General features: G+C 27.3%; 17 protein-coding genes, 1 tRNA gene and 1 pseudogene. 5 read left to right on the forward strand and 14 right to left on the reverse strand.

Annotated features, from left to right (window positions below; translation table 11 throughout):
• The first annotated feature begins 1 nt into the window (after position 1).
• On the forward strand, positions 2 to 1,753 hold the full coding sequence (locus tag WAO56_RS12065) for an Rqc2 family fibronectin-binding protein (protein WP_422144307.1): 1,752 nt from the start codon (positions 2 to 4) through the stop codon (positions 1,751 to 1,753).
• 26 nt (positions 1,754 to 1,779) lie between these two features.
• Here the strand turns inward: WAO56_RS12065 and smpB are convergent, their stop codons facing one another.
• The 7 genes from smpB to WAO56_RS12100 are packed head-to-tail and all read right to left on the reverse strand — an operon-like array spanning position 1,780 to position 8,315.
• Positions 1,780 to 2,232 carry an SsrA-binding protein SmpB gene (gene smpB / locus WAO56_RS12070; protein WP_422144308.1) on the reverse strand — a complete coding sequence of 151 codons (453 nt, stop codon included), beginning with the start codon at positions 2,230 to 2,232 and terminating at the stop codon, positions 1,780 to 1,782.
• A gap of 11 nt (positions 2,233 to 2,243) precedes the next feature.
• On the reverse strand, positions 2,244 to 4,346 hold the full coding sequence (gene rnr / locus WAO56_RS12075) for a ribonuclease R (protein ID WP_422144309.1): 2,103 nt from the start codon (positions 4,344 to 4,346) through the stop codon (positions 2,244 to 2,246).
• Between the two features lie 56 nt (positions 4,347 to 4,402).
• Positions 4,403 to 5,032: an ATP-binding cassette domain-containing protein gene (locus WAO56_RS12080; RefSeq protein WP_422144310.1), complete on the reverse strand. Its 630-nt coding sequence runs from the start codon at positions 5,030 to 5,032 to the stop codon at positions 4,403 to 4,405.
• Complete coding sequence (gene modB / locus WAO56_RS12085; protein ID WP_422144311.1) at positions 5,032 to 5,697, reverse strand: molybdate ABC transporter permease subunit; 666 nt, start codon at positions 5,695 to 5,697, stop codon at positions 5,032 to 5,034. Before modB ends, WAO56_RS12080 begins: the two co-directional genes overlap by 1 nt.
• Positions 5,697 to 6,509 (reverse strand): molybdate ABC transporter substrate-binding protein, encoded by an 813-nt coding sequence (modA, locus tag WAO56_RS12090; protein ID WP_422144312.1) that lies wholly within the window; start codon positions 6,507 to 6,509, stop codon positions 5,697 to 5,699. Before modA ends, modB begins: the two co-directional genes overlap by 1 nt.
• A gap of 51 nt (positions 6,510 to 6,560) precedes the next feature.
• Positions 6,561 to 7,490, reverse strand: coding sequence for a tetratricopeptide repeat protein (locus WAO56_RS12095; RefSeq protein WP_422144313.1), 930 nt, complete (start codon positions 7,488 to 7,490; stop codon positions 6,561 to 6,563).
• Positions 7,491 to 7,517: 27 nt separating this feature from the next.
• Positions 7,518 to 8,315 (reverse strand): nitroreductase family protein, encoded by a 798-nt coding sequence (locus WAO56_RS12100; protein ID WP_422144314.1) that lies wholly within the window; start codon positions 8,313 to 8,315, stop codon positions 7,518 to 7,520.
• A gap of 61 nt (positions 8,316 to 8,376) precedes the next feature.
• On the opposite strand from WAO56_RS12100, the gene WAO56_RS12105 reads away from it, so the two are divergent.
• Entirely contained in the window at positions 8,377 to 10,176 is a 1,800-nt protein-coding gene (locus WAO56_RS12105) for an ATP-dependent helicase (RefSeq protein WP_422144315.1), read from the forward strand.
• A 48-nt stretch (positions 10,177 to 10,224) separates the two neighbouring features.
• On the opposite strand, the gene ahpC is transcribed toward WAO56_RS12105, so the two are convergent.
• From ahpC to WAO56_RS12120, 3 genes are all read right to left on the reverse strand, one after another.
• Entirely contained in the window at positions 10,225 to 10,788 is a 564-nt protein-coding gene (gene ahpC, locus WAO56_RS12110; protein WP_422144316.1) for an alkyl hydroperoxide reductase subunit C, read from the reverse strand.
• Positions 10,789 to 10,873: 85 nt separating this feature from the next.
• On the reverse strand, positions 10,874 to 11,608 hold the full coding sequence (locus WAO56_RS12115) for an HAD-IB family hydrolase (protein ID WP_422144317.1): 735 nt from the start codon (positions 11,606 to 11,608) through the stop codon (positions 10,874 to 10,876).
• A gap of 4 nt (positions 11,609 to 11,612) precedes the next feature.
• Positions 11,613 to 11,924, reverse strand: coding sequence for a hypothetical protein (locus tag WAO56_RS12120; RefSeq protein ID WP_422144318.1), 312 nt, complete (start codon positions 11,922 to 11,924; stop codon positions 11,613 to 11,615).
• 95 nt (positions 11,925 to 12,019) lie between these two features.
• Here WAO56_RS12120 and WAO56_RS12125 point away from each other — a divergent pair.
• From WAO56_RS12125 to WAO56_RS12135, 3 genes and pseudogenes are all read left to right on the forward strand, one after another.
• Positions 12,020 to 12,095 (forward strand) — tRNA-Arg (locus WAO56_RS12125).
• A gap of 120 nt (positions 12,096 to 12,215) precedes the next feature.
• Positions 12,216 to 12,365, forward strand: a complete 150-nt coding sequence (locus WAO56_RS12130; RefSeq protein WP_422144319.1) for a hypothetical protein — start codon at positions 12,216 to 12,218, stop codon at positions 12,363 to 12,365.
• Between the two features lie 68 nt (positions 12,366 to 12,433).
• Positions 12,434 to 12,745, forward strand: a pseudogene (locus tag WAO56_RS12135) (transposase); the annotation flags it as partial.
• 68 nt (positions 12,746 to 12,813) lie between these two features.
• Here the strand turns inward: WAO56_RS12135 and WAO56_RS12140 are convergent.
• The 4 genes from WAO56_RS12140 to WAO56_RS12155 form a co-directional block, all read right to left on the reverse strand.
• The gene (locus tag WAO56_RS12140; RefSeq protein WP_422144457.1) at positions 12,814 to 13,386 is read right to left on the reverse strand and encodes an energy-coupling factor transporter transmembrane component T; all 573 of its coding nucleotides are present in this window, start codon (positions 13,384 to 13,386) and stop codon (positions 12,814 to 12,816) included.
• A gap of 433 nt (positions 13,387 to 13,819) precedes the next feature.
• Positions 13,820 to 13,972: a hypothetical protein gene (locus tag WAO56_RS12145; RefSeq protein WP_422144320.1), complete on the reverse strand. Its 153-nt coding sequence runs from the start codon at positions 13,970 to 13,972 to the stop codon at positions 13,820 to 13,822.
• Positions 13,973 to 14,036: 64 nt separating this feature from the next.
• Positions 14,037 to 15,758, reverse strand: coding sequence for an ABC transporter ATP-binding protein (locus tag WAO56_RS12150; protein ID WP_422144321.1), 1,722 nt, complete (start codon positions 15,756 to 15,758; stop codon positions 14,037 to 14,039).
• Positions 15,748 to 17,493 (reverse strand): ABC transporter ATP-binding protein, encoded by a 1,746-nt coding sequence (locus WAO56_RS12155; protein ID WP_422144322.1) that lies wholly within the window; start codon positions 17,491 to 17,493, stop codon positions 15,748 to 15,750. The genes WAO56_RS12150 and WAO56_RS12155 overlap by 11 nt, the downstream gene beginning before the upstream one ends.
• Between the last annotated feature and the right edge of the window lie 245 nt (positions 17,494 to 17,738).

Below are 17,738 nucleotides of genomic sequence, written 5' to 3' on the forward strand. Positions count from 1 at the left end.
TTTGAGTTTTGATGGTGTAGTTACAAAAACTATAGTGGAACAATTACAAAAATTGTTAATAAATGGAAAAATAAATAAAATTAACCAACCTGATAAAAATTGTTTAATATTTAATATTTATAATAATAGAAATAACTATAAACTATTAATAGATGCTTCTAGTAATAATCCTAGAATGAATATTACAAAAAATAATTTTGAAAACCCAGTTCAAGCTCCTACTTTTTGTATGCTTCTTAGAAAACATCTACAAGGTGGAAACATTATTAATATTGAACAGTTTGGATTAGATCGGGTTATTAAAATAGATATTCAATCATTAGATGAATTAGGAGATTTTGTAATAAAAACTCTAGTAATAGAATTAATGGGAAAATACTCTAATATAATTTTAACATATAAAAAAGATCAAAAAATAATAGATAGTATAAAAAGGATTACTTTAGATTTAAGTAGAATAAGACAGGTTTTACCAGGTATGACCTATACAAATATTCCTGATGAAAAAATAGATATAAATAAAGAGATTGTTTATCCAAGTAAAATTATATCTACATTAGAAAAATCTGTTAAATTATCACGACTTTTTTATATGAATTACACTGGATTTAGTCCACAATTAGGAAAAGAAATATGCTATAGAGCTAATTTGGATTTTGATATAAAAACAAGTGATTTAAACGAGGAAGATATAAATTCAATAGATATTGTTTTTAACGATATTATAAATTCAATTATAAATAAACAATATGAAATGAATATATATAAGGACTCAAATAATAATTATTTAGATTTTCATTCTGTTAAATTAAATCATCTAGGTGAAAATTATAAACAGTATGAGAATATTTCGGATTTAGTAGACGATTTTTATAGCCATACAACTATATCTGATAAAGTTGGTCAGAAAATATCTAATTTACAAAAAAGTTTAAAAACAATTTTAAATAGAAACTTAAGTAAATTGGAAAAACTAAAAAAAGAAGAAATTATTAGTGCAGATAGGGAAAAATACAAAATTTGGGCAGATTTAATATCTGCTAATAGTCATACTATAAAAAAGGGACAAACAATTTTAAATGCTGAAAATTTCTATGACCCAAGTTTAGAAATAATTGAAATAAAATTAAATGAAACTAAAAGTCCTTGGGAAAATGCTCAATTTTACTATAAAAAATATAGTAAATTAAAAACGGCTAATAAATTATTAAAGACACAAATTCCAAAATTAGAACTTGAAATAGAATATATTAACCAAGTTTTAGAAAGTCTCAAATTTGTAAATTCAAACAATGAAATTGATGAAATTAGAGATGAACTTGAAAATAGTGGATATATTAAGAGGAGAAAGAAGGCAAAAACCAAACCTAAACCATCTACTCCACTACATTATAAAAACAAAAATAATAATGACATCTATATAGGAAAGAATAACTATCAAAATGATTATCTAACCTTGAAATTTGCTAATAAAAACGATTATTTTATACATGCAAAAGATGTTCCTGGCTCCCATGTTATTTTAAGAGGTAATAATATTACAGAAGAGGATATTAACGATGCCTCTATGTTAGCAGCTTATTATAGTAGTCAATCAAAAGAAGATTACGTTCTTGTTGACTATACTTTAAAGAAAAATGTACGAAAGGCTAAACATGCTAAACCCGGTATGGTCTATTATGATAATTACGAAACCAAGTTGGTAAATTTAAAAGAGTTTAATATTGAAGATTATAAAAAAATAGAGAAATAAATCTCTATTTTTTTATTTACAACTATTTAATACCTTTCCTTTACAGCTCTACGAATTCTTCTTTCAGCGTCTTTTTTAGCAATGCTATCCCTTTTATCGTATATTTTTTTACCTTTGGCTAAGGCTATTTCCAATTTTACCAAACCATCTTTTAAATATAAACTTAAGGGTACTATTGTAAATCCCTTTTCTTTTGTAGCGCCTATTAGTTTATTAATTTGTTTTTTATGAAGGAGTAGTTTTCTTGTTCTTAAAGGATCTACGTTATATCTATTACCGTGTTCGTATGGACTAATATGCATACCAAATATGAAAAGTTCTCCATTTTTTAATAGACAATAACTTTCTTTAATAGAGACCTTACCTCTTCGTATAGATTTTACTTCAGTACCTTTTAAAACAATTCCTGCTTCAAATACCTCTTCAATAAAATATTCAAAACGTGCTTTTTTATTGTTAGCTATAATTTTCTTACTCATATTTTTCACCATTAATTTATAAATTCAAAGTCTATTTGCCTTCTGGAACTACTAGCATCTATTACCTTTACCGTAACTTCTTGACCTAGATTATATATTTTATTCCTTGTTTCTCCTACTACTATATAGGATTCTTGATTAAAAGTGTAATAATCATCTTTCATTTGACTATATTGCACCAATCCTTCTATTCCATTGTGAAGTTGGACAAAAATACCAAAATTTGTTAAGGAGGAAATAATTCCTTCAAATTCTTCCCCAATGTGTTGTTCCATATACTCTGCCATTTTCATATCTGTTACTTCATATTCGGCTTCTTCTGCTCGTCTTTCAGTCATAGAGCAATGATGTGCAACTTCATCTATCATTTCTAAATAAGCTCTCATATTTTTTGTGTTTGGCTTGTTATGGATAAAGTTTTTTAAGATTCTATGAATAAATAAATCTGGGTATCTTCTAATTGGAGATGTAAAATGAGAATAAAACATACTGGATAATCCAAAATGTATATCCGGTTCTAAACTGTATTCAGCTTTTGAAAGTGAGCGAAGCAACAAGGTTGAAACCAACATTTCTTCTGGTTTTCCTTTTACTTCCTCCAAGATTTTTTGGAAATCCTTAGAATAAATATCCTGTCCCTTTAGAAAATAACCAAATTTTTTAATTATATTCTTAAATTGTAGAACCTTCTCCTTACTTGGTTCTATGTGAACCCTATAGATAAATGGTTCTTCCATATAGCCAAAATGTGCTCCAACTGTTTCATTAGTTACAATCATAAACTCTTCAATAATTCTATTGGCAACTCTTCTTTCTTCCCTAACTACATCAACAGCTTTTCCATTTTCATCTAATATTATTTTAGGTTCAACAAAGTTGAAGTCGATACTACCTCTATTTTTTCTTTTATCCCTTAAAATTTCAAAAAGCTCTTCCATTATTTTTAACTTATTATTTAAAAAATCATCTTTATAGTAATCTGATTTATTTTCTAAAATATCTGATACATGGTTATAGACTAATCTATAGTCAGAATTAACAACAGATTCAAAAAACTTATAGTCAACAACCTTACCCTTATGATTTATTTCCATTTTACAAGTAATTGTTAATCTATCTTCATTAGGGTTTAAGCTACAAATTCCATTGGATAATTGTTTAGGTAACATTGGAATAACCCTGTCTAATAAATAAATAGAATTACCTCTTTTATAGGCTTCTCTGTCTAATGCACTTCCCTTAGCAACATAATGAGCTACATCAGCTATATGAACATATAGAATGTAATTATCACCCTTTTTATCTATTGAAACAGCATCATCAAAATCCTTTGCATCTTCCCCATCTATTGTAACCGTAAATAAATCCCTAAAATCATGTCTTTTTTTTATTTCCTCTTTAGAAACTTTTTGTGGAACTGTATCTGCTTTTTCTAATAGTTTATTTGAAAACTCATAAGGCAATTGAAATTCCAATGCAATACTTGAAATATCAACACCTTTTTCATTTTTATTCCCTAGTACTGAAGTTATAATTCCCTCCGGACTTTTACCATTTTTAACTTCATCCTTTAATTTTATTACTACTTTGTCATTGTTTTTAGCTCCATTTTTATCCCTTTTTGCAATAAAAATATCAAAACCATATTTAGAATCATCGGGAATTACAAATCCAAATTGTTTAGAATCCTTATAGGTTCCAACTATTGGTGTCTTACTTTTTTCTATTATTCTTACAACTTCTCCTTCAGCACTTCTGTTTTCTGTAGCATCTAATATAATTCTTACTAATACAGTGTCCTTGTGTTTTGCTTTGTTTAGTCTATCTTTTGAAATAAAAACATCTGCTATGGATTTATTTTCTTCTATAAAATATGCAAAACCAGCCTTGTTTCCCTGTAATATACCCTTATATAAATTTTCAGAAGAAGCTAAAACATACTTTTCCCTTTTAGTTTTAAATAAAGAACCTTCCTTTTCCAAATCCCTTAATATTTCAAAAAAAGTTCTATATTCTTTTATATCTATATTAAATTCCAATGCTAATTCTTCTTTAGTCATCGGTTTATAATTATTAGATGAAATATATTTTATTATATTATTTTTAATGTTCATTTTAATCCTCCAGTCTATATTATAACATTATAAAAACAAATGAAAAAGCTAGGAATTTACCTAGCTTGAATTCTTCCATTTTTTAAATACAATAATCTATCACCTAAAATCTCGGCTTCTTTTTCATTGTGGGTGATTAAAATAACTGGAATATTTAAATTTTCTATAATACTTTTAAATTCAGTATATAATTTGTTTTTTAGCTTACTGTCTAAAGCTGAAAATGGTTCATCTAGCAAAAGTAATTCTGGCCTTGTAACCAATGTTCTAGCTAAGGCAACCCTTTGTTTTTCTCCCCCGGAAATTTCAGCTGGATAATTGTTTAAAAGATGTTCTATTTTTAATAAGTTTATAATTTCAGTATAGATTTTCTCATCTTTTATAGCAAACTTAATATTTTTTTTAACAGTCATATTAGGGAAAAGTGCAAAATCTTGAAAAACATAACCAATCTTTCTATTTTGAACCTTTTCAGATATTTTATTTTTAGTGTCTACTAAAATCGAATTATTTAACTTTATATATCCCCTATCAGGTTTCATTAAACCGGATATTATATTTAATGTAGTTGTTTTTCCTGAACCTGATTCTCCTTGAATAACTAAAATTTCTTTGTCTAATTCAAAATCTAAATCTAAGGTAAAATGATTAAGTTTTTTATTTATATTGACTATTAAATTAGACATTAATTCATCCTCTTCTTTTTAAGCCATTTATTTAACAAATATATATTTATAAAGCTAAACAATATTACAATTAACATTAGCACATTTGCCTTTTCCTTGTTGTTACTTTCCACAGCATAATAAATTGCCAATGGAATTGTTTCTGTTTTGCCTGGAATATTTCCAGCAACCATTAATGTTGCACCAAATTCCCCTAAGGCTCTTGAAAAGGAAAGTACAATACCACTTACTATTCCTGGTAATGCTAGTGGAACAGTAATTTTAAAAAATATTTTTATATTTGATACTCCTAAGGTTTTTGCCGCCTTTTCATAGACGGGATTTACACCTTGCAAGGAAGATTTTATACTCTGATACATTAACGGTAATGAAACAACTATAGATGCAATACAGGCTGCTACCCAAGTAAAAATAATCCTAATACCAAATACCTCTTCCAAAAAAACACCAATAGGACCTCTTCTACCTAAGAGAATTAACAATAAATATCCAACTATTGTAGGAGGTATTGTCATTGGTAGTGTAAATATAACCTCTAATCCATCTTTAAAGGGAAAATTATACTTTGTAAATACATGGGCAAAAAAAGTTCCAATGATTAAAGTGAAGAAAGTTGAAATAGTTGCTACTTTTAAGGAAAGAATAATTGGCTCCCAAATATTCATTAGTCTACAACAAATCCATATTTTATTAGTATATCTTTTGCTTCATCGGTTTTAAGATATTCTAAAAATTTTCTTGCAGCATCTTTTTCCTTACTTTCGGAAATAACTCCACCAGGATAAACTATTGGATCATGATTAGATTCATCAATTTCTTCAACTATAACTACATTTCCCTCTCCTATTGCATCACTTTTATAAACAAATCCTGCTCCAGCTTCACCTGTACTTACATAGGATAAAACTGCTCTTACATCTTTAGCAAAAACATATTTATCCTCTAATTGACTCCATAAGTTCAAGCTTTCTAAAGATTGTTTTGCATATTGTCCAGCAGGAACTGATTTCGTTTCCCCTATTGCAATTTTTTCATCTATAGATTCTAAATCTGAAATATTTTTAACAGTAGACTCTTTAGGAGTTATTAATACTAAAACATTTTTTAAAATAGTACCAACTGAATCCTCATCTATTAATTTAGATTCTACTAATTCATCCATATTTTTAGTACTGGCAGAAATAAATAAATCTACACCTGCTCCTTCTTCAATTTGTTTTTGTAAAGTACCGCTTGCCCCATATGTAAATTCCAATTCTATATTTTCTTTTTCTTTAAATATAGGTTTCATTTCATTAAAAGCATCAGTTAAGCTAGCTGCTGCAGCTACTGTTATTTTACTACTAACCTTTTCCTCTATTTTGTTTGTTTCTTTTATGTCCTCTGTAGCAGTTGTATTATTATTTGAGCACGATGCAAATAATACTGTAAATACTAATACAACTGCTATAAGAATGAAAGAATTTTTTCTTTTCATATTTAATCACTCCTAACGTTATATTATTATTAGTATATCGCTTGCAAGTAATTATTTCAAGTATCTATTTATTATATCTAAATATCTTTTATCCTTTCTATAAGAATCAAAGTCTTGGTCTATTAAAGAATAATCTGCTATTCTAGGATTTAATTCACAGGAAATTTCTAAATCATCCATAGCTTCATCAACTTTTTTAAACTTTAAATTTACACAACTTCTATTATAAAATAAATTTGCCGATGTTGGTATATTTTCTATTCCTTTATTTAAGATATTATAACTTTTCTCATACTCTTCATTTTCAATATATAAGGCTGATAAATTTAAATATATATTACTTTCCTGTAGATTTAATTCTAAAGCTGTTAAATAGTATTTTTCTGCATTATTATAATCATTTAATCCCTTATATGCTATGCCTAAATTAAATACAGACAAATAGTAATTTGGATTAATTTCAATAGATTTTTTTAAAAACTCTATAGCATCTTTATACCTAGAATTTTGTTCAAAAATACTTCCTAAATTATTATAGGCCATGTAATCCTCTGGATGTTTCTCTATTGTTTTTTTATAATATAAAACAGCTTCTTCAACCTTACCTTTTCTGTCATATAGATCAGCTAAAAAAAACAAAGCATCTCTAAAAGTACTATCTATTTTCAAAGATTCTAAATAATATTTTTCTGCTTCTGTAAACTTATCTAAATAATCATACATTACAGCAATTCCATAATAGGCTTCTTTTATTTTTCCAAATTTTTCTAAAATAATTTCATAAGTTTCAATAGCCTTATATTTTTTATCTAATTCAAAATATATTTGAGCAATATTTAAATATATATTTATATACTCATCTTGAGAATTTTCAAAATTTAAAGCTTTAAAATAATATTTTAAGGCTTTTTCCAAATCCTTATTAATGTAAAAACTGTTGGCTATATTTATATAGTTATTACTTCTTCTAAATTTTTCCATAAATGTAAAAGAAGTGGTTTCCCACTTCTAGAAATTTGTCCTTCCTATAAATTTTTTATCAGTTTCAATACAAGGCTCAACTTCTAAATCCCAACTTGCATTAATACCTGCTAAAGCAGCTAATTCTTCATAATAATACATAACAATACCTGCATCAGTTAAATTTACATTACCTTGAAAGTCATCAATAAATAAATCAATTTTACCATCTTTTATTAAAAATCTCCAAGGTTGCTTATTAAAGGCAGATGGAGCATTTCTTAAATAGTAAAATATTTCATCTAAACCATAACCTTCTAATTTTTCTACAGTAGCTGGAGTATTAAAGTCATTAAAATAAACAAATTCTTCCATACTTAATCTATTACTATATGGCTCATCTGTAAGTATAGATTGAGTAATTGGTTTTCCAAATGCTAAAATAAAATCTATAGTTTCATTTAATTTAAAAACATTTTCTTTAATTTTATTATCAACGGAAAATAAACTAACCCAGCAAGTACCAAATCCTAAATTTGATAATTTACCAATTATATCTTCCAAGTAATATGAACCGTATATGTAGGCTTTATCATTTAAATCTGACATACCTAGTGTTATATAGGCTGGGGCCTCTATCATTACTCCTGAATAACCACCTTCACCTTTTAAACCATCGAAAATATCTTTTCCGTTAAATAATCTATATTCTACACCATATTTTTTAGCTTCCTTATTTACATCATCTAGTATTTCCTCAACTAATGATATTTCTTTCTTCGATAATTTTTTATTTTTATATTCTCTAGATGATTTTCTTTGCTCCATAAATTCATTTAATCTCATTAAAAAACTCCTTTATTTTTATTTCTGATTATTATTCTGATATAATCAATTTGGTGATTAAATGATTATATCAGACCAACAAAAAAAAGCAATTTCACACAACAATGGTCCGGCACTGGTTTTAGCTGTGCCTGGTTCAGGTAAAACTACTGTTTTGTTAAATAGAATCATATACTTAAATAATACCCAATCTGTGGAATATAAACAAATTTTAAATTTAACTTTTAGTAAAACACAAGCAAGTGATATGAAAACCCGTTTTAATATAATGGATAAAAATAATAATGCAGTTTTTTCAACTATTCATGCCTTTGCCTTTAATGTAATAAAATTATATTCTAGAAAATATAAAGTAAATTTAAAATTAATTGAAGGAAATAATATTTTTAATAAATATAAGCTATTAAAACGTATTTTTTATGAATCTTATAAAGCCCCTCCTTCAAATGATGATTTGGATTATTTTTTTACAAATTATGGTTTAATAAAAAACAATATGTTAAGTTTAGAAACTTTAAATAATAACCATTTCTTTGATATTGCTTTAAAATATGAAGATTATAAAAAAAGAAATAATTTATTTGATTTTGATGATATGTTAACCTATGCATACAATATCTTGAAAAATCATAATGATATTTTAAAAATTATTAAAAAGAATTATAAATATTTTCAATTAGATGAAGGACAAGATGCAAGTTTAATTCAATTTAAAATATTGGAACTAATCGCCTATCCAGAAAATAATATATATATTTTAGCAGATGATGATCAGTCAATATATTCTTTTAGAGGAGCTAATCCAGAATACCTATTAAAAATTTCCTCAATATTTGAAAATATAAAATATTATTATCTAAATAAAAATTACAGATCTACTAAAGACATTGTAATGTTATCTGATTATATAATTAGAAACAATAAGGAAAGATATTTAAAAACAGTTGAAAGTCACAACAATGAGAAAACACCAATACAAATAATAAAAGTTAAAAATATTGAAAGTCAAAATAAATTTATTACTAATAAAATATCTGACCTAAAATCCAATGAAAATTTAGCCATTCTATTTAGAAATAATATTAGCGCATATTCTGTTGCTTTTGATTTAATAAAAAATAAAATTCAATTTAACAAGAGATTAAATTTCAATAATAATAACTTAAATATTATACTACAAGATTTAAACAATATAATTGATTTTGCCCTTGATAGTAATAATTTAGAACTATTTAAATCCATTTATTATAAATTAAACCTATATTTAAAAAAAGATTATGTTTATGGTCTAAATATTGATTTTAATAAAAGCATACTAGATACAATATTAGATGATTCCTATATAAAGGATTATCAAAAAGAATTAGTAGAAAATTTGAAATTTGTCCTTGAAAAAATAATTAATTTAAACTTATATAACTCTATTAAGTTAATTTTTGAAGAATTAGGATATATTGAATATATTTCTAAGCATTTTGAAAATATTCCAATTAATTATATCCAAGAAATAATTCTACACTTTGCAAAAGACTATAAAACAATAAACGAACTTCTAAAAGCTTTTGAAAATATTGAGACTATTTTAAAAAATAAAAATTTCAATACTAGTAATATTTTTATATCTACAATACATCAATCAAAGGGATTAGAATATGATAATGTCTTATTAATTGATTTAGTTGATGGTGAATTTCCAATTTATAGTGATAGGGCTTCAAGTTTAGAAGAGGAAAGAAGGCTATTTTATGTTGGAATTACAAGAGCAAAAAAACAACTATATTTAGTTTTTCCTAAGTACAGGTATGAAACAAAAGTAAAGCCATCTAAGTTTTTTAAAGAAATAAAGAAAATTAACAAATAGCATAATCTTACAAAAAAAGTCTTGGCTAAAAAACCAAGACTTTAAATATTATAATTTTCCTACTAAATCAATTCCTGGAGTTAAAGTGTCATCTCCTGGTTCCCAGCTTGCTGGACAAACTTGGTCTCCATATTTTGCCACATATTGTGCAGCCTTTACCTTTCTAAGTAATTCCTTAGCATTTCTACCAATACCATCTGCACTTACCTCATAAAGAACTATTTCAAGATCTGGATTTATTAAGAAAGTTCCTCTTCTTGCTTGTCCTTCTTCTTCAATAAGAACACCAAATTGATTACAAAGAGTAAAAGATCTATCGGATAATAATGGATATTCTACCTTGCTCATTTGTTCAGATGCATCTAACCAAGCCTTATGAACAAATTCACTATCTGTTGAAACTCCATAAATTTCTGTTCCTATAGCTTTAAATTCTTCATATAGGCCTTGTAATTCCTCTAACTCTGTTGGACAAACAAAAGTAAAATCTCCTGGATAGAAAAACAACACTGACCATTTACCTTTTAAATCATCACTTGAAACAGTAGTTAAAGCTCCATCTTTATATGCAGGAACCTTAAATTCTTCGACTTTTTTTCCTATATAATTCATAAATCCCTCCTTGATTTTTAATACAATATTATTATATCATTGCCGAAATTGAAATTCAATATCATTAATAAATTCAATAATATTTTTATATATCCAATATATTTACAGAGGAATCTAGTGAATAAATTACGTCTTTTCTTTCTACAATAATCTGTGCTTTTTTCTTTAATTCTTCATCTTCTTTAATAATATTTACCAACTCTTTAGTTGGATTAATAGCTATGGAATTACCAGTTAATTTTAACATTGACACATCCCCAGAAGTATCACCATAACTGTATGACTTTGATAAATCTACATTATATTTTTCAGCAAACTTTAAAACTTCCATTTTCTTTTTCCGACTTTGCCACATAGGCTCAATTTCACCATTATAATTATTGTTTTCATCAATTTTATATTCTGAACCCTTATATTCAGTAACTTCATATTTTAGAGCCATTTCTCTAACTAAAAAATTTGGACTGCCTGAAATAAAGAAAATATAGTGGTCCTCATTCTTATGAAAGTTTATTCTACTACGAGTGTATTTATATACAATTTCCCCTATTTCTTCAACAACCTGTTGTGAAATAAATTGATTAAAGACACTATTAAAACCTGTAATACTTTCTCTATATGCATCAGCTAAAGCTAAAAAATAATAATCATAGTCATTGTATCTTTTAGAATAAGCATCTTGAAATGGTCTAATTTTATCATACCAAACAGATTGTTCAATAATTCCATAATCAAGTAGTTTCTTAAAATGTCTTACAATTAGAGTTTCCCTAGCTATAGTACCGTCTATATCAAAAAAAGCAGCTATTTTTTTATTCATAGTATTATTTCTTTTCCTTTACAAAAAATATATCTAAAAACCAAGCAGCACATAAAGAAACAACTCCTGATGCCAAAGTTAAAACAAAAAACTCCAGGGTAGTTAAAACTATAGGATCAGTTAAATTTGTTATAGATACAATAAACAATACTAAGGCAACTGCTAACATAACCAGTCCAAAAATATATTTTGCTATTCCTTCTTTTTTTATAAATTTAAAGACAATAAAAACTATAACTATTGAAAAAAAACAAAACAAAGGAACTTTTAAAACTTTATCTTTATTATCTAATATCATTTGTAGTATAGTCCTCATACTTACTCCTTTATACTTAAAATTAATATATATAATTATACCATATTAAATTTAGTAATTTTAAACAAAGTTTTTATGATAAAATAAATGTATATGCATCAGTAGCTCAACGGATAGAGCAACGGTCTTCGGAACCGTGTGTTGGGGGTTCGATTCCTCTCTGATGCGCCAAAAAAATCTTATTTTTCTTTTAATCTTTAAATTGTTTTTTTACTTATTATATTATTGATTTATTAAATAATATGAATTATACTAACGTGGACCATAATTTATAATAATATAGGTGATAAAATGAAAAACAAAAAAAAATATAGTAATGCTGATGCAGCAGATGTGCTTCATAAAGTTTCTAATTTTTATGTAAATACAAAAGTTCCACATGATTATGGTACTGGTGAAGTATATACATCTGTAGAGGTTCATACTTTAAAAGAAATTTGATAGGCTACACTAAATAGGACAGTTTTATACCAAACATGATAGAATCTGCATTATTACAATAAGATTTGTTTGAATATAAATGGAATGACAAATATCCAAGTTGTATAAGAAGTTGGGCAGATAACTGGGCTGAACTTGCGACCTACTTTAAATATCCACAAGAGATAAGAACGTTAATATATACAACAAATGCCATAGAAGCATTTAATAGACAGCTTAGGAAAGTAACAAAGAATAAGGCTATATTTCCAACGGATTTTGCCTTGTCTAAAAGCCTATATCTAGCTATGGTAGACGCTTCTCTTAAATGGACTAGTAGAATACGTGGTTGGGATAAAATTTATTCTCAATTATCAATATATTTTAATAATAGGATTTAGAACAAAAATTCAACGAAATATTTTCTAAAATAGGCTCCTCTGAATACCTCAGAGTAAAATTCTCTAATCTAAGCATATATACTACTTAAAAATATAAAAACTATACCTCCTATAAATATATACATTAAATAATCAGCAATTCCCAATTTCACTTCTGAAACACTCGTCCTCTGAGCTCCAACCTCCATTCCCCTAGTCATTGCCGATATTGCTACATCATCAGCCGTCTTTGTTGAACACATCAACAGGGGAACTGTTTTATATTCCAATACTCTGATTGGCTCTTTTAAAAAATTCCTCATAGTTAAACCGTGCATTTTCATAGCTTCATTTATAAAGATATAATCTTCCTTAATAGAATATAGAAATCTAAACATTATTAAAACTGGAATTATTATAAAGTCAGGTAACTTCATTTTCCTTAAAGATTCCACTAAATCGGACATCTTCGTTGAAACAATCGAATAGTAACCCATCATAATTCCAGGTATCATCCTCAAAACTATTCCTGAAAAAATCAATGCTATAGTTCCAATAACACCGCTATAATTATCTATTACAACTTGATTTAAAACTACTGCACAAATTAAAAATAGGGTTCCCTTTATAAAGAAAAATACTTCTTTTCCAACAGCATCAATATAAAGGGAATTAAGCTTCTAATTAAAGATAAGTAAGGATACCTCTGCTGTAAATTCCCTGAAATACATACCGAAGCTATAACTATGGTCATTAAAAATTTAGTTCTAAAATCCAATTTTATAATAATCTCATCCCATTCGTTTAAACCATACCGGCTTTTTTAAAATGCTTATTTAAAATTTTAATACCTATAGTATAACTATAAAAGCACCTATCCAACCACATTTTGTAATAACCGAAAGCGACCAGTTTGGAAGTACGGACATAACCTTACTCGCAAAATCCATACCGTAACCTGAATCTATTAAATATTTAACATAGTTATCTCTTGAGATGAATATAGGTGGGTTGAAAATGTTGAAAATACGACATAAGCCCACCTTGCATGAACTATACTTTCATATTTCCCCATCTTCATTATGTACTCAGCAATCAAGGAAGAGACAAGAGTGCCATTCCAGATATTTTTATTTTTGTTGAATAGAGCATAAATATGGGGCCCGACACCAATCCACATACAAAAGGTAGTGCAGGCATAAATACAAGTATAAAACCTATATTTCCCGAACCCCAGTAAAATATCAAAGTTAGAACTGAAAACAGCCCAGCATTTATTAAATCTTTACTGTAAACTTATTCATAATACATCCTAATATAAATAACTTTCCGTTATATTTGATTTTTCAATCATATTTTTATAAAGTTTTGATTTTTTTAATAAATCTTTGTGTTTACCAATGGAATCAATTTTACCATTATTCATAACTACTATTTTATCTGCATTTTCAACAGACTTTAATCTATGCGAAATAATAACCACCGTTTTATTCTTAATTAAAGAATTTAAACTATTCTGTATCTGCATTTCATTTTCAACATCTAAGGAAGCGCTTATCTCATCAAGTAATATAATGGGAGCATTTTTTAAAATCGCTCTCGCTATGGAAATCCTCTGTCTTTCTCCACCTGAAAGATTACTCCCATTCTCTCCTATTACTGTTTCGTAGCCTTGTGGAAGATTTTTTATAAAGTCAGTACAATTTGCTAGTCGTGCAGCTTCTTTTACTTCTTCATCTGTTGCTTCTTTATTTCCCATTCTAATGTTTTCCATTATTGAGGTATTAAAAAGCATTACATCCTGAAAAACTATGGAAATTTTATCAAACAAGCTGTCAGTATCAATTTTCATTATTTCATTTCCTCCAATGAATAATGAACCTTTATCATAGTCATAAAGTCTGGACATAAGTCTTAAAACCGTAGTTTTACCGCAGCCTGATGGCCCCACTATTGCAGTTACCTCATCTTGTTTTGCCACAAAGGAAATCCCATCTATTACTTTTGTAGCTTCATTATAGGAAAACTCCACATCTTTAATCTCAATATCATAGGTCTTTATATCTACTCGTTCTCCCTTTTGAATTTCAGTATTTCTCAATTCTCTTATTCTGTTTATTCTTGCGTCTAAATACATTATTTCACCAATATTTTCATAGAGACCTTCAGTTGTAAATACAATTTTCGCAGAACCTATTACGTATCCTAGAAAATAAAGCAGACTAATATCTCCATTAATATATAAATTCGTTCCAAATAAAATAATAAATCCAAGAGCAAACTTTAAAATCGTAGACGATAATAATAAAGGCAAAGCTTGAGAAAATTCAGATGTAATATGTATCTTTTCTGATTTGTCCATTTCCCATAGTAAGTCTTCCCTGACCTTATAGCCCTGATTATAACTCCTAATCTCCTGTTGTAATTCTATTGCTTCTTGAAATTTATCAGAATTAACTCGAAGTTGATTATAGTACTTTGTGGAACCGTAAACCTGCATCCTTTTACTTAAAAGTAACAAGACAAAGCTTATAATTACAGGCAAAATAATAGCCAGGGCCATTTTAAAATTATTTGCCAGCATAGAAATACAAACTATTATTAAAAACAAAATCAATCCTATTGCTTGAGGAATAGCATGACTTAAGGCATGTTCTATAGCTTCAACATCCTTCATTATAGTTTGAGCTAAGTCAGAAACGTCGTGTCTTGAAAAATAGGATAACGGTAACTCTTTTAAAATGTTGGCAATGTCAATTCTCAAATTTTTACTTTCTCTATAAGTTTCCGTATATAAAGTATTGTAGTTGACGTATAAAAACATGTACATTACAACCGCTATTCCTAAAATCATAAATACATATAACATTGGAGTTTTCAAATTCCCCATTAATAAATCTCTTATGAAATACATCACGAACATCAAAGGAAGCATATAAGAAATATATGAAAATACAGTAGAAACACTGGCTTTTATTAATCCCTTAGCTCCTTTATCTGTTAATTGAAAAACTTCTTTAATTTTATCTACCATATATCCTCCAATCATTTGCCTTAGAGAAAATATCTTGAAAATATTTATACTTACCTTCCAAATTCATCAGCTCTCTGTCTTTACCTCTTTCTATAATATCGCCATCCTCAATTACGAGAATTTCATCTACGTTCTTTATAGAACTTAACCTATGAGCAATCATTATAACTGTTTTATCCTTCATAAGGTTGGAGAAAGCTCGTTGAATTTCATATTCATTTTCAGGATCCGCAGCTGCCGAAGCCTCATCGAGAATAACTATGTTTGCATTTTTCAATATTGCTCTTGCAATGGCAATCCTTTGAATTTCCCCTCCCGAAAGGTGTACTCCTTTACTTCCAATTACAGTATTCTCTCTACTTTTAAATTTATTGATTATATCGTTACAGTTTGCTTTTTCCATGGCATCCATAACTTCTTCATAACTTGCATTTTCTTTTCCCATTTTTACATTTTCAAATATACTGACTTTAAATAATTTAGTATTTTGAAATACAAAAGCTATATTTTCTGACAGAGCTTTTTCTGAATAAGTTGAAATATCATTTCCCCCTATTAAAACGCTGCCTTCGTTCACTTTATAAAATCCTGAAATCAATTTTGCAATTGTGGACTTACCGCTTCCCGACTTCCCTACAAGAGCATAGGTCTGTTTCTCTTTAAGTTTAAAGCTGATATTTTCCAAAATATAGTCTTCTGAATATTTAAATGATACATTTTTAAATTCTATATTGAAATTACTGAAATCCTCTAAAGTTCCATATCTAACCTTGTCCTTTGACATCTCAGTAAATAAATTTTCAAGCTTTTCCACCGCTTGAACTCCTAAGAATCCATTCATTCCCACGTACATAACCTTTGTAAAAGTAAGATTCAATATTCCGGAAACCACTGCACAATAAACAATCTTACATAAAATAAGCCTTGGATCTTCCCCTCTATTTATGAAGATAACCGAAAAAGGAACTGTAAAAGCTACGAAAATATTCAATAAAATCTGAAATAACACATAGGGAGTTCTAGTACTTAAAGAATAATTTAAAACGTATTTTGAATAATCTACAATAGCCTTATAAAACGCTTTAAAAGATTGTACTGTACCCTTGAAAATTTTAACAACTTGCATGCCTCTTACATACTCTATAGATTCACTATTTAACCTTTCCAAGGATTCAGTATACAACCTCATAAATTCCTTATTACCCATCATAGCTTTAATAGTTATACCCGATACTAAAATTACAAGAAGCATTAATATTCCCAGTCTTATATCTATATAAAAAGTCATAGCTACTAAAAGTAAAGGGGTTACTATTACAGAAGCATTGTCGGGAATTAAATGAGCGACAATACTGTGAGTTTCCACTGCATTATCATCTATAATTCTCTTTATCTTCCCAGAAGAATTTTCATCAAAAAATGAAAAAGAAGCTTTCAATAAATTCTTGGCCCCTTCTTTCCTAAGATTTGTCTCTAAACGAAAGCCTAATAAATGTGACATCATAACTGCTAAAATATAGATGAATCCATAAGCTATCATCAAACCCACTATTATAATTGCATAGGTTTTACTTTTCACAGCATTGCCTCTCATTATAAATTCATTTAAAAATTTCCAAAAAAACCAGTAGGGCATAACTGCGGTTATAGAAGCAAGAACCGATAAAAAAATAGATATGTAAGCGTAATGATTCTTCTCCGGAGTATATTTTAAAAGTCTTTTATATGTATTCATAATACCTCCTATTAAATTATTATTGATAATTATTATCATTTATTTTTTTAAAAAATATCAAGTTCATTGACATGATAATTGTCCATAGAACTTGATTGATTGATAATTATTATCATAATCATTGTACCACATTAATATTAAATTTCAAGTTTTAGTTTTCTTCTGCTATTTTCAAATAATTTCCAAATTTACCTTAAAATTCTATAACTTCCCATTATAATAATCCTTGATTTAATAATTTTTTT

It is taken from the genome of Miniphocaeibacter sp., assembly GCF_049276255.1.
Lineage (GTDB): Bacteria > Bacillota > Clostridia > Tissierellales > Peptoniphilaceae > Miniphocaeibacter.